At 60.6% G+C, this 13,834-nt stretch carries 9 protein-coding genes; 7 read left to right on the top strand and 2 right to left on the bottom strand.

From position 1 onward, the window contains the following. Positions 1 to 8 precede the first annotated feature (8 nt). Genes tssG through FP026_RS24585 form a run of 7 tightly spaced genes read left to right on the top strand, consistent with a single transcriptional unit; the run spans position 9 to position 10,863 of the window. A complete protein-coding gene (gene tssG, locus FP026_RS24615) occupies positions 9 to 1,034 on the top strand; it encodes a type VI secretion system baseplate subunit TssG (protein ID WP_149637220.1) in 1,026 nt (341 codons plus the stop codon). Beyond that, positions 1,024 to 2,217 (top strand): FHA domain-containing protein, encoded by a 1,194-nt coding sequence (locus tag FP026_RS24610; protein WP_149637219.1) that lies wholly within the window; start codon positions 1,024 to 1,026, stop codon positions 2,215 to 2,217. The genes tssG and FP026_RS24610 overlap by 11 nt, the downstream gene beginning before the upstream one ends. Next, complete coding sequence (gene tssK, locus FP026_RS24605) at positions 2,214 to 3,554, top strand: type VI secretion system baseplate subunit TssK (protein WP_149637218.1); 1,341 nt, start codon at positions 2,214 to 2,216, stop codon at positions 3,552 to 3,554. Before FP026_RS24610 ends, tssK begins: the two co-directional genes overlap by 4 nt. After that, complete coding sequence (tssL, locus tag FP026_RS24600) at positions 3,551 to 5,071, top strand: type VI secretion system protein TssL, long form (RefSeq protein ID WP_149637217.1); 1,521 nt, start codon at positions 3,551 to 3,553, stop codon at positions 5,069 to 5,071. Before tssK ends, tssL begins: the two co-directional genes overlap by 4 nt. After that, positions 5,068 to 8,550, top strand: coding sequence for a type VI secretion system membrane subunit TssM (tssM, locus tag FP026_RS24595; RefSeq protein WP_149637216.1), 3,483 nt, complete (start codon positions 5,068 to 5,070; stop codon positions 8,548 to 8,550). Before tssL ends, tssM begins: the two co-directional genes overlap by 4 nt. A gap of 10 nt (positions 8,551 to 8,560) precedes the next feature. Continuing rightward, the gene (tagF, locus tag FP026_RS24590; RefSeq protein WP_149637215.1) at positions 8,561 to 9,943 is read left to right on the top strand and encodes a type VI secretion system-associated protein TagF; all 1,383 of its coding nucleotides are present in this window, start codon (positions 8,561 to 8,563) and stop codon (positions 9,941 to 9,943) included. Between the two features lie 23 nt (positions 9,944 to 9,966). Then, on the top strand, positions 9,967 to 10,863 hold the full coding sequence (locus FP026_RS24585) for a protein kinase domain-containing protein (RefSeq protein WP_188112674.1): 897 nt from the start codon (positions 9,967 to 9,969) through the stop codon (positions 10,861 to 10,863). An 11-nt stretch (positions 10,864 to 10,874) separates the two neighbouring features. Here FP026_RS24585 and FP026_RS24580 read toward each other — a convergent pair whose 3' ends face one another. Next, on the bottom strand, positions 10,875 to 12,017 hold the full coding sequence (locus FP026_RS24580) for a polysaccharide biosynthesis/export family protein (RefSeq protein ID WP_149637213.1): 1,143 nt from the start codon (positions 12,015 to 12,017) through the stop codon (positions 10,875 to 10,877). A 586-nt stretch (positions 12,018 to 12,603) separates the two neighbouring features. Next, a complete protein-coding gene (locus FP026_RS24575; protein WP_348642328.1) occupies positions 12,604 to 13,536 on the bottom strand; it encodes an AraC family transcriptional regulator in 933 nt (310 codons plus the stop codon). Positions 13,537 to 13,834 lie beyond the last annotated feature (298 nt).

Below are 13,834 nucleotides of genomic sequence, written 5' to 3'. Positions count from 1 at the left end.
TGAAGGCGATGGACCAGTTTCGGCCAAGTGAGAGCGAAATGCTTGCCGCGCTGCTCGAACGCGACCCCGGTCGCTTCGAGCCGACGACGGCATTTCGCGTCGCCCAGCAGGCGGCCGGCGATCACTTGACGGTATCCTCGCCGGTCGGTGTTTCGCCGGCTCCGCTTGCCGTTAGCGACTTCAAGCGTAAGGGTATGATGGGCTCGGTGCGAGCCAGCATGGCCTGCCTGCTTGGCCCTCTCGGCGCCATGCCGCCGAGCTACAATGAGCTTGTCATGCGCGAAGAGCGCAATCGCGCTCATGGGCTTTCAAGCTTCTTCGATCTGTTCACCAGCCGCCTTGCGGAGCTTTTCGTCGATGCCTGCGAAAAATACCGGCTCGCCCGCCGCATGCGATGGAGCCCGGACAGAGGCGGAAATTCCTTCATCACGGCGCTGTTTGCGCTTTCGGGCCTTGGCACGGCGAAGCTGAAGGAGCAGGTTCGGCCGGATGACGAGCTGATCCTGAGGTTTTCCGGCTTCTTTGCGGCGCGGACGCGCAATGCGGTCAATCTGCGGGCCATGCTGCAGGAATTCAGCGGCCTTCCGGTTCAAATCGAATTGTTCAAGGGGCGCTGGCTTTCCATTCCCCCCGAGGAGCGCAGCCGTATGGGCCAGCCGCAGGGCGTGCAGCTGGGCGTCAATGCAACGGCGGGGGCGGCGATCCATGATTTCGGCGGTAGTTTCCGCGTGGTTATCGGGCCTGTCGATTATGAGGACTACCGTTCGCTTTCGCCTGACAGCAGCAACATCGATGCGCTTTTTGCGTTGACACGGCTCTATGTCGGTCCATCGCTCGATTTCGACATCCAGGTTGTCTTGAAAAAAGACCATATCCCCTTCTGCCAGCTTGGTGAGGGCGGCGATCCGCCGAGGCTTGGATGGAACAGCTGGGCACGCGTTGCCGCGGCAGATCGCGACAGCGGCGATGCCGTTATCATCGAGCCCAGCCTGACCCGTGGGCCATTGAACGAGGGAGGCGCTCATGCGGCTTGAGCTGCGGCAAATCTCCGGAGAGGGCTCCAGCAAGGGCTGGTTTTTCGAACGCGGCAGGCGCACGCTCGGCCGATCGCCGGATTGCGACTGGCAGGTTTCCGACCCGGACCGGCTGATCTCGAAAATTCATTGCGTGATCGAGCGCGATCGCATCGGTTTTCTGCTTCGCGACCAGAGCGCCAATGGAACCCATGTGGATGGCGCAACGATACTGGAAGGAGAAACCGCAAGGCTTTCGGACAAGTCCAGGATCACATTCGGCGATATCACCTTCAGCGTCGTCATTTCCGGGGAAGCAGACCGCGATATCGACGATCCGGCTGCCGATCTGCGCCTCAGTGATGAAACTATGACGATCTCCTCGATCCTGGCCGACATTGCGCCGGGCGGCAGCACGGCAACCGGTGTGCTTGGCCAGCGGGGCGGCGATGATTGGATCGCATCGGTTCCGCAATCCTCCAAAAAGGGCAAGTCGCCCAGCAGAAATGTCGATATCGGCTGGAACGGCCCGCCTGATATCGACGGCATCAAGCCAACCCTTCCGAACGACTGGAACTCGGATTTCGAGCTTGGCAGCCAGTTGGAACATGGCCCGGCGACACATGTCTCCGTCGCTGTTGCCCGCAGCAGCGTGCGGGAGACCACCGAGACCGCGAAAACGATCGTTCCGGCCAACGATATCCGAACCATCGATGACGCAGATCAAGGGGAGGACGATACGAGCCTGGCTTTGCAATTCGATCCGCTTCGGCAGCTCGAAGCCCTTGTCGACACATTGGAGCAGACCCTCGACGACGGGGCATCGATCTTCGGCGTGGAGGACAATAGCGCGCATTCATCCGCCTCGCTGTTCAGCCGAGAACGGACCGAGCGACTCGCCGAACGCCTTCGATCGCTCATTTCAAGGCAATCCATGCTCAACGCCGGCCTTGAAAATCTCGTCCGCGAAGCAAGCCGGATTTTCGAGCCGCGCATGATCGAGGCGCAGGTCGATGCCTCCCCGCGCAAGGCTCTTTGGCATGGCAGCCGCGACTATTGGAAGGCCTATCGCAGCCGCTTCGAAAAGGACGGCAAAAGCCTTTCGGTCCGCGATCTGCTGGCCGAGGCGTTCCAGGCTCCCGCGGATGGCCGCGACGAACAGCATAACAGCAGTTTTTCAGAGAGGACGGGCAACACCCGATGAAGAACGAAAACCGAGTGGCTTGGAGCGAAGGCATGTTCCTTCGCGTGCAGCATTTCCAGCAGGCCGACCGCTGGACGGAGCGGCTGGTTCGCACGACTGCCCGGGGGCTTGCACCCTATCCCTGGGGCATCGCTGAAATCGGCATTGATCGCAGCGCGCTTGCCATCGGCCAATTTGCGCTGTCGAACCTGCGCGGCATCCTACCCGACGGCACGCCCTTCGAAGCGCCGATCGATGCGGACCTGCCTCCCCCGCTTGACCTCGATGATTCGACAAAGAACGCCATCGTCTATCTGGCCCTGCCGGCCCGCCAGCCGGGGAAGGCAGACGTTGCCATGAACGGCAGCGCCATGCGCAACAGCATGCGCATCACCGCCTCGCAATATGAGGCGCCGGATGCGAATATGGAGACTGACTTCATGGCGCCGATCGACGTCGGCCGCCTGAGCCTACGCTATCTGAAGACCGGCGACGAACTGGCCGGCTACGACCTGATCGGGCTTGCCCGCATCATCGAAGTCCGCTCCGACAGGTCGGTTGTCCTCGATCCCGATTATATCGCACCCTCCCTGAATTGCGCCGCTGAAGCGCGGTTGAACGAGCTCATCACCGAACTGCTCGGCATCGTGCGTCATCGCGCCGAGGCGATTGCCGAGCGCATCGGCGATCCCACTGTGCGCGGCACCGCCGAAGTGGGAGACTATTTCCTGCTCCACATTCTCAATCGTGCCGATCCGATGCTGCGACACATCGCGGCGAATGCCTCGCGGATGCATCCTCTGACCTTTTACGAGGAATGTATCCAGCTCGCGGGCGAGCTTGCCACCTTCACCACCGACCGCAAGCGCGCCAGCGATTTTCCACCCTATCGCCATGACGATCTGAAGGCGACATTTGCAGCTGTCTTCAATGACTTGCGTTCTTCTCTTTCAGCAGTTTTGGAACAAGCGGCGGTCGCGATCGAGCTCATCGAACGGCGTCACGACGTGCGCGTCGGCACCATCAACGATCGCTCGTTGCTCAAGGATGCCGGCTTCGTGCTTGCGGTCCGTGCCGAGATGTCGGCCGAAGATGTGCGCCGTAAGCTGCCGGCGCAGATCAAGGTCGGCCCTGTGGAGCGAATCGCCGAGCTCGTCAATGTCGCGCTGCCAGGCATCCCCGTCAGGCCGCTCCCCGTGCTGCCGCGGCAACTGCCATACAGGTCGGGCACGATCTACTTCGAACTCGATACGAAAAATCCGCTTTGGAAACAGCTTGATACCTCCGGTGCGATCGCCCTGCATCTCGCGGGCGACTTTCCTGGCCTGGAGATGGAACTGTGGGCTCTCAGAGAATGAACACACCACACTCAACACCCTGGCACGAGCTGCCGACGATCATCGAGCTGACCGAGGACGGCGCCCGCAAGAATGCGACCGCCCGCAAGATGGCCGATTTCCTGGACGAAGAACTGGACCAGAAAGCAGGAGGCAAGGCTGGCGATGCGCACGGCTGGTCCGTTGATGCCCTGATCCGCGGCTTTCGTTTCGGCGGAGAGGACGTTCCCACTATCGTGCGTTCGGCGGCGCCACTGCTCAATCTCGCCCACAGCCTGCGCAATACCGAGGAACAGCCAGACATTGATGAACTGCGGCGGGTGACGATCGATGCGGTCGGCCGCTACGAGCGCGATCTTGCCGGCGCCCGCATCAGCCCGGAGCGGGCGCGTGCGGCGCATTATATCGTCTGCGCGACGATCGACGACGTGGTCTTAAGCAAGCGCTGGGGCGTTCGCGCCGGCTGGGCGCGTTCCGGTCTGGTCTCGACCTTCCACATGGATGTCACCGGCGGCGATCGGGTCTTCGATCTTCTCGACCATTTCCAGCAGAGCCCCGGCACCAACAAGGACCTGCTGCTGCTCATCTATCTCTGCCTGTCGCTTGCCTTCGAGGGCCGCACACGCGTTTCGCCGCGCGGCTCGCTGGAGCTCGGGCGCATCCGTGACAGCCTCTACAAGACCTTGCTCGGCCAATATGGCGTCTTCGAACGAGAGCTATCGCCGCATTGGCGCGGTGTTTCCGCCCGCCACAAGCCATTGCGCACGGCTGTTGCGCTCTGGACGATCCTTTCGGTGCTCGCGCTGCTGTTTGCGCTTGGCTATATGTTCTTTACGCTTTCCCTCAACAGGGCCTCTGACGCCACTTTCGAGCGTCTCGCCAATCTGCCGCCGCGCGATACACCAAGCGTGCTGATCGAAAAGCCGAAGGAGGTCGCCGTTCAGCTTCCTTTGCCGGTAAAGAAGCAGCCCGAGACACCGCCGCCCGTGGTCAAGGCGCAGCCGAGCCCGCTTGACAATCTGCTCGCCTTCCTGCAGCCGGAAGTCGACCGCAAGCTTGTCACGCTGTCGAATTCCAACGGACGGCTGCTCGTGCGCATCAACAATTCCGGCCTGTTCGACACCGGCAGCGCGGAAGTCAGCGACAAATTCCGCGATCTTCTTCAGCGCATCGGCGGCGCGCTGGCCTCGGAAAAATTCCGCGCGGTCGTCGTCGGCTATACCGATAACGTGCCGATCCGCACCGCGCAGTTCCCATCGAACTGGCATCTTTCCGAAGCGCGCGCGCGCTCCGTCGGCAATATTCTGGCGGCTTACACCGGCAGGGAGGCGATCCTGACGGAGGGGCGCGCCGACAGCGATCCTCTGGCAAGCAACGACACGCCCGAGGGCCGCGAGGCAAATCGTCGGACGGAAATTCTGGTGCTGACCGATCCGACGCAGCGCCTCGGCGATGCTGCCCTCAACCCACAAGCGACACCGCAAACGCAGACCGGCAACAAGCCGGCACCGACGACAACGACGGAGGGTGGCCGATGAATCCGCTTGGCGCGTTCTACACGCTTCGCTCCTACGTTTCGGCCTATGCTGGCCTTCTCGGCCAGCGCTTCATATCGCTCATCTGGGTCGCGGCGATTTGCGTCGTCATCTGGTTCTACGGCTATATGGCCGGTTATGGCAGCTTCAAGCCGCTGGCGGGAGTTGGTGCCCGGATGATCGCGATCGGCCTGGTCATTGCAGCCTGGCTAATCTACATGCTGATCTCGAAGCTGCGCGCCCGCAAGCGTGACAAGGCGCTCGTGGACGGCATCGCCGACGATGCAGCCAGCCAGCAGGCCGAGGTCGGCGAAATCCACGGCCGCCTGAAGGAAGCGCTCCTGCTGCTGCGCCGCATCAGCAAGAAGCGCTTCGGCTACATTTACGAATTGCCTTGGTATGTCATCTTCGGCGCACCCGGATCGGGAAAGACGACGGCACTGACCAATTCTGGGCTGAAGTTCCCGCTCGGCGATGCGATGGGAAGCAGTTCCGTGCAGGGTGCCGGCGGCACGCGCAACTGCAATTGGTGGTTCGCCGACGAAGCGATCCTGATCGATACAGCCGGCCGCTACACGACCCAGGACGATCTGAACGGCGCATCGAAGGCTGGATGGGAAGGTTTTCTCGGCCTACTTCGCAAATATCGCCGCTCGCAGCCGATCAACGGTGCCCTTATTACGCTCTCGATCGGCGACCTCCTCGGTCGCGACCATGAAGCTCAGCTCGACGAAGTGCGCTCCATCCGCAAACGGCTATCGGAGCTCGACGAATTCCTCCACGCGCGCGTACCCGTTTACGTCATCCTGACCAAGGCCGATCTATTGACCGGCTTCGTCGAATTTTTTGACGGTCTTGCCAAGACGGACCGCGAGCAGGTTTGGGGGACCACCTTCAATCTCGACGAGAGCTACAAGGGCGAGAACCTGCCCGAGCGCTTCATGGAAGAGTTCGCGCTTCTGCAGCAGCGGGTCGATGCCATGCTGATCGAACGCCTGCAGCAGGAGCCGAATGTCGAGGTGCGCGGCCGGATATTCCGCTTCCCCGCGGAGCTTGCTTCGCTCGGCGAACGCTTGCAGGAGGTGCTGAGCGAGCTTTGCTCGTCATCCAGTCTTGTCGAAGCGCCGCTGATGCGCGGCGTCTACTTCGCCTCGGGCACGCAGAGCCGGGAAACGGAAACGCCGCGAACACGCCGCAGCTATTTCCTATCGCGTCTGTTCAAGGACGTCATCTTCGGCGAAGCGTCGCTGGTTGCGCGCGACAGGCGCCTGTCCGGCCGCCAGGCCATGATCAGGCGAATTGCCTATGGCGCCGCAGCAATTGCGCTCGCAATCGTTTTCACCGGCTGGACGGCAACCTATTTTCAGAATTCCCGCGCGATCGCTGCGGCTGAACGGCGCATCGACACCTATGAGAAGCTTGCGAGCGGCATCCCGGTGCGCGACGTCACCGATGCGGATTTCCTGCGTGTCTTGCCGGCACTCGACAATCTGCGCGCCGTGACCAGCGGCTTCGACGAGGCGCGGGTCTGGCCGACGAGTTTCGGCCTCGACCAGGAAGACAAGATTGCCAGCCGCCAGCGCGGCGCCTATCAGCGGGCGCTCAATTCGCTCCTGCTGCCGCGCATGCTGGTGGAGCTTCAAAAGGAGCTCAAACAGACATCGGACGTTCAGAAGACCTTCGATGCATTGAAGCTTTACGGCATGCTCGGCGGTCTTGGACCGGTCGACAGGGATTTCGTCTCCGGTCAGGCGGAAGATATGTTTGCCGCACTTTATCCCGGCGAAGGACGGGCCGGTGCGCGCAAAGCCCTTGTCACACATGTCGAGGCGATGACCGGAGGCAACCTGCCGACGATCGAGCTGGACAATACGCTGATCGCCAAGGCCCGGGACACGATCCGCCCACAGGGCCTTGCCGCACGCGCTTACGATATCCTCACTCATTCCCGTCAGGCACGCGAGCTCGATCCGTGGATTGCGGCTGACGCCCTGGGGCCGCTTGGCTCACAGATCTTCCAGCGTAAGTCGAGAGCGACGCTGCGCGATGGCATTCCGGGGATTTTCACCGGCGACGGCTACCGCACCGTCGTATTGCCGAATGTCGCGGCCGCGGCCGCAGAAGCACTCAAGGAGCAGTGGGTGCGTGGCGACGCTGCGAGCAACACCGCCGGAATGACCAGCGACGTTATCGTGCAGGCAGCACTGCAGCTCTATTTCGATGCATTCCAGCAGCGCTGGTCGACCCTTCTTGCCGATCTGCAGGTACGTCCATCAGGCAACCTCGCCGACGCGACCGAAACGGCGCGCATTCTGGCGGCCGATCCGAGCCCTGTGGAAATGGCGCTGAAGTCTATCGCCGCTGCAACGGACCTGCGTCCCCTGGCGGGCACCGAGGTTGCCTCGCTCGATGGCGTTGCGGATGCGGCACTGACGGCCGCCACGGCAAGCGCCGTCAATGCCCCCGATCCTTATGGTCCGCTGCGCGCTGCCCTTGAGGCGAATTCCGCCAATACGCCGTCGTCCTCACCGGAGGGAAAGGACGCTGGCAGCAACAAGCCGCGCTCCCAGATCCAAGGCCTCCAGCCGATCCTGCAAAACATTTACGGCCAGCTGTCACGCGCCGCCAATTCGACGGCAGAGGTTGCCCGGGTCTTCGACGCCGGCGGCCAGCTCGCCAATGCCAACCAGGATCTCCTGCAGCAGGCCCGCGGTTTGCCGGCACCGGCGGATGCGTGGATGGTTGCCGTAGCCGCCGATATCGGCTCGCTGGCCGTCAAGACGGCCCGGGCCCGCATCAATGACCTTTGGGCTGCCGAAGGCGCCGATCTTTGCGCCCGTGTCGTTACCGGACGCTACCCATTCGACCGATCCTCCCGCCAGGATATCGCCATGGCGGATTTCGTCAGGCTGTTCGGACCGCAAGGACTATTTCAAACTTTCTTCAAGAACCGGCTGGACGCATTTGTCGATACGAGCGCCCAGCCTTGGGGCTGGCGCGGTACCTTCGGCGGCGACAGCATTCCGAGCCAGGCGATCGCGCAGTTCGAAAATGCCAGCAAGATCGAGAACGCCTTCTTCCCCGCCGGCAGTGAGAAGCCGGCGATATCGATCAATGTTAAGCCCGTAACGCTATCGGATTCGGCCAATGCCGTAATGATAGCCATCGCAGGCGAGCGTGTTTTCTATAATCGCAGCCGAGCAGTGCCGAAATCCATCGCTTGGCCGGCAGCCACCACGGACAGCCAGTCCGAAGTCAGGTTCTTTCCCGGAGACTTCCAGCCAGCCATCGCCCAAAGCGGAGACTGGTCGCCTTTCCGCCTGTTCGATGCTGCCCAGGTGACGGTTCAGGCCCCCGATCTCTTCCGGGCCAGATTTGAAGACCAAGGCCGAGAAGCGGAATTCGACATACAATTCGGTTCGGTGCTCAATCCTTTCCGGCTGCAGGCATTGTCCGATTTCAGCTGCCCGGCGCAGTTCTGACGGTCTGACGATGAACGAACCTCTCGCCCGCACCCAATCGTCGATGCAGACCGATGCGATCGGCTTCTTCGGTAAATTGCCGACACATGGCGATTTCGTTTCCTCCGCGCTCGGGCTGCGTCTGCAAAGCGAGCTTGACCGATGGATCCATGGCGGCCTGATCGCGCTTGAGGCGGCATTGGGCACGGAATGGCGCCGGCTTTTCCATGCGACGACCGCCTGGCGCTTCGTGGTCGGCAGCGGCATCTGGGGTCCCACCGCCATGGCGGGTGTGATCCTGCCGAGCCGCGATCGCGTCGGACGAAGCTTCCCTTTGATCATCGTCGCGCAGCTGCAGCGCTTCTCCGGCCAATTGCGCGATCTTTGCGAAGATGACAGCTGGTTTACCGCTGTCGAGGCGCTGGCGGAAACCTCCGATAAGGCCGACTTTGACATGCAGCGCTTCATCGAGAGCATCAAGCGGCTCCGACCACCCTTTGCCGACAAGCGCTCGGCGGTGGCGCAATCCGCTGCCGCAGGTGAGGCCGGAGAGCCCGCCTCGCTCTGGTGGCGCATCAATCCCGGCACGCGCCACGGCAAGGGATTTCGCACCACGACAGCACCCACGGCGCAGGATTTCGTCAAGCTCGTGACAACTGATGCCATCAAGACGCCCCTTGCTGCGGAGCCATCGGTGCGCGCTGCGGTATCCGCCCCAGACAGGAATGCGCAGGCCGCGCCGGTATCCCCGGTGGATTTGATGATAGGCTACAGTCGCGCCAGTCATCCGGGAACACGTCTCTCCCTGAATGCCGATGCCCTTCTCGTCAACGCGCCTCGCATCTTCGCGATCGCCGATGGCGTCGGCGATGGCCTTAGTGCCATTGAGGCGGCAAGGATCACAACTGGCATTCTTGCCGGCATTCCCGAACGCGAGAGCGCGCAGGCATTGGTGCAGGACGTCAAAGGCAAACTCAGCCACGCACATGCAATGCTTCGCGCCAAGGGCGGAAATTCCGAAAGAGAAGCCGCCGTTGCCAGCTTCGTGGCAGCAATCGTGCTGGACGATGAATTCGCGGCCATATGGGCAGGAGACGCGCGCTGTTATCTTCTGCGCGACGGAATGATGCAGCTTCTGACGCACGATCATATCGACATCGGACTTCGGCGCACGCTTGGCCGCGGCCTGGGGCTGAAGGATCAGTTCGTCGCGGAAACCGTCAGCGATCAACTTAGGCGCTGCGATCGCCTGCTGCTTGCCAGCGGCCCGCTGTCCCGCACGCTTACGGATCGTGTCATTGCCGAGATCCTGATCGAGACACCTCTGGAAAAGGCAGCCGAGGCGCTGATCCAGGAGGCGCTCATCGCCAATTGCCGCGAAAATGTCAGCGCCATCGTCATCAGCGCCCAATGAGCGAAGATCCAAGCAGCGAGGAGATGAGAGAGATCGCAACGCGCTTTGCCGAGCTGTTGCATCTCGTCACCCACGACGGCGAAGCCGAGCGGCCGAAGGCCATGCGCTATCTTCTGACCGATCGATTGCGCGACGCACTGGATCGGCGCCTGCCTTCGATCGCCGACGATCAGCCGAGCTTCATCGCAAACACGTTTCTGGTGGAAGCAATCGCGCATCGCAACGAGCGGACAGAAATCAGCCGGCTGCGCCATCGCGATCTCGGAACACTGCATGCGCTGAAGACGATCAGGGCCGACCGAGCCGATGAGGCCGTCTCCAAGACCCTGCTGTTGCGGGAGGCGCGTATCAGCATGACGCTTTGTCATGCCAATCTCGCCGCTGTCCAATGCGCCATCCGTCTGGCCGATGGCCGCCCCGCGATCATTATGGAATGGGTCGGGCCGTCGCTGTCACAGCAATTGGCGGCTGGCCCAATTTCGTTAGGGGATATCAGGGCGGCTACGAGGTCCCTGCTTGCGGGACTTAGGGCGATTCACGAGGCTGGTTTCGTCCATGGCGATATTTCGCCCGCCAACCTGCTGCTGTGCGATGACGACTTCAGGCGGCTGAAGGTTATCGATTTCGGCACCGCAGTAGAATGCGGGGCACGCCATCGCGACCTCGATATTGCGAAAGCCGCAACAGCGGGTTTCAGCGCGCCGGAACTCTCAAACGATCCCACCGCCGATCCTCGTGCCGATCTCTATTCGGCCGGTTGCGTGATGAACCTGCTTCTGGATCACTGCGTCGATCATCATGGCAGGACCGATGAAACGGCTGTGCGGTTGAAAGCGGTCGCTCAGCGCCTGGCAGATCAAAGCCCATCCAGCAGGCCGCCGACTGCGAAGGCAGCCCTTGCTTTGATGGATGAGGACTAGCGCTACCCTGCTTAGTTCGAGGATGAACTGCCCGGCAGCGGGGCCGCGGCCGTCGGCACGCTCTTCTGATAGACGGTCAGCAGCTTGGCGGCATCGACCATGTCTGCGTTGCTGGCGTAAATCGTGTCGCCATCCTGCATCTTGAACTGCTGCATCAGCACGAAATTCGAGACTTGCTTGAGGTTGACGCTGTAGATGACTGGCTTGACCGAAACGACGGTCGGCGCGCTGGCGCTCTTAGCCAAGCTCGACGCAACCTGCGAATAGATCTTCTGGTTCCGGAAAAGGTAGAAGTTGCGGGAATCGGCGCGATCATCGAGCAGACCGCCGGCACGAGCAAGCGCTTGGGCCAAGGTGGTCTGGCCGGGTTCCAGCGGAAACTCACCGACGCTCTTGAAGGCGCCAAGCGCCGTGAAAGTCTGCGACGCTCCCTCGACGAAGACCTGGTCGCCAGGCAGGAGGTACACATTCTGTTTGTCGTCCTGCAGGATGCGATCGAGCGGCGCCGTCGCCCGCTGCGATCCGCGGGTCAGCGTCACGGTCGTGTTGCTTGGCGCGGACGACGCGCCACCGGCAAGAGCTAGAACGTCGAGCACGCGCTCCTTGCGCGCCGTCAGCGGGAAGCGTCCGGCAGAGCGAACCTTGCCGTCGACCGTCACGGCGCTGGAAGGCTGGTCGACGACCGTGACCACGGCCTGCGGATTAACCGAGGAGCCTTTGAGGGCGGTGACGATCTGCGATTGCAGGCCCTCTGGGGTCGAACCGCTCACCTTCTGCTTGCCGACATAGGGCATCGTGACGAAACCCTTGGAATCGACCGTGAAGCGGCCAAGATTGAGAGATTTGCTCTGGGTCGCGGATAATAATCCATCCTCGCCGGTATCGAGTACGGTCACATCGAAGACGTCACCCGGACGCAGCCGGGCATTCGAATTGCCACCAGAACGCAGCCGTGCAAGGCCTTGATCGGTGGGCGCATAGGATGGCGCAACAAGTTGCGCGCCCATCGGAGCCTCGGAGAGCGGCACGACTGGAATCTTTCGCTGCGTGTCCGGCATTCTTGCATTGCGGATATTGAGGGCGCTTGGCCCATCAGACGGCCTTGCGCAGGCGCTGAGGACAACCAAGGGTAAAATCACCGCCCATTTCCGCATTCCGGAATCTCCTTCGGATGTTAGAAGCAAGGCAGAAATATCAACCACAAGGCGGGAAGCAATATGCGGGGCTAATAAATAATGAATTATGACAGTTCGGTTGTTTACTATTGTGTCCAAATAGCAACCGATCACTCCCTAGATGATTGGGACCTGGCCCTCTTTGCGGCATTTGAATGAGACTTAATGGCTGAAATGTCCGGGAAAATGCGAATCGGCGGCAACCGCGATGATAGAGAATGCGGGATGAAAACATGCTCGCCCATTGTCGTCCGGGAGATCAAACCGAATTTCACCATGGCCGCGTATATAGGGCGCGGATGATACTTTGCCGTCGAACATCTCCCTTCAAGCGTGTTTCATTTTATAGACGCACTCTCTCTAAAATAGCATCAATATTACCGCTTTAATCTGACGGTCTTTATCAGCGGCAAAAAGGCTATGAAAACACGTTTACAAGGATAGCTTGCGTATTCGCGCTTCGGGTTCTTTCGGCCGCTCCGGAGTTCGCGGACGCTTGTTCAGATCACTGCGAGAGTAACGGGTGTGCCGCTCGCGAAACCTTTTTCACCCGGCAGACTTCATCCTACCTATCGCTGTTTCGTAGCCTTCTGGCAGTTTCGGACGGCATTTCGCCGAAGGCCTGATGATAGAGCGCAGCAAAGCGGCCCATATGGGAAAATCCCCAATCGCGTGCTGTCTCGGCGACCGGCCGTGAAGGTCCGCAGTCGAGCAGCGCTTTGCGAACGCCCTGCAGACGGATCATCCTCAGATAGTTGAGGGGGGTCGTGTTCTTGAACTGCTGAAAGGCAGCCTGAACCGACCGCACACTTGTCGCGGCCTCGCGGGCAATTTCGGCGATCCGGATATCGGCGCCGATATTGGCGTGCATGTATTCGATCGCACGCTTCAACTGTTTCGGCATTGCCGGCGAAACCGGCCTGCGCAATTGCGTCGAATAGTTATGCGGCACCACCTCAAGCAGCGCGATCATCATCGCCTGCAACAGACGTTCGCAGAACGCCGGGGAAGAACGGTCCGCATCGTCGACTGTCAAATTCTGCCAGATCAAACTTCCGAGCGCCGCAATCTGCGCGCCTCTTTGCGTCGTGAGATCGACGGTGCCACCCATTTCCAGATCGTCGAGAACGGGCGCGTCGAGCAATTCGCTCAGCTGGCGGATCATTGCCGATTTATCGAAGGCCATACCCATATGGCCGCGCCGCTCTTCCAGTGTCAGCTTTTCGAACGACGACATATCTGCAAGCAGGCCCTTGCCTGCTTCCGACACGAGTTGTCGTCCCCTTGCATCGATCAGCATTTTTCCCATGGTTGGGAGATAGAGGCTATAGGCATCGGGACCTCCTGCAAGCATCACGCTCATTCCGGAATGGCATTTCCCATTCCACACGCTGCAGGAACCGACCGTATAATGCCGGTCCTCCACCGAAATCGAAGCGCCTCGTTGGAGTGGCTCGACAACGGCAGGAAACAGGGTTCTCGCATAATGGGCCGTCATCTCTTCGGCATCCGCGCTGTCAATTTTAAATATCGACTGAGTAACGTACGTCAAAAATTTTCCTCGAATGCACGCGGCAAGATGCCTTCCCTCAGAATTTGCTCAAAGCGTGCGGTAAGGGGCCCATCATTCATATCGCCAGCAAATAATTTTAGATGAGATGCGATCCGTGTGCACTACCTAAGAAATATTAGTCCGAACTTAGAATAATACAACCGAAGGTAATACTATGAACGCTTAGCGAGAAATATCGTCGTTTCATAATATGATTGCGATGTCTGGCTTTTTTATTTCACAT

Origin of the sequence: Martinezella tropici (genome assembly GCF_008370325.1) — a bacterium.
In the GTDB taxonomy this organism is placed as follows: Bacteria; Pseudomonadota; Alphaproteobacteria; order Rhizobiales; family Rhizobiaceae; genus Rhizobium; species Rhizobium tropici_B.
This window is presented reverse-complemented; position numbering and strand designations above follow the sequence as displayed.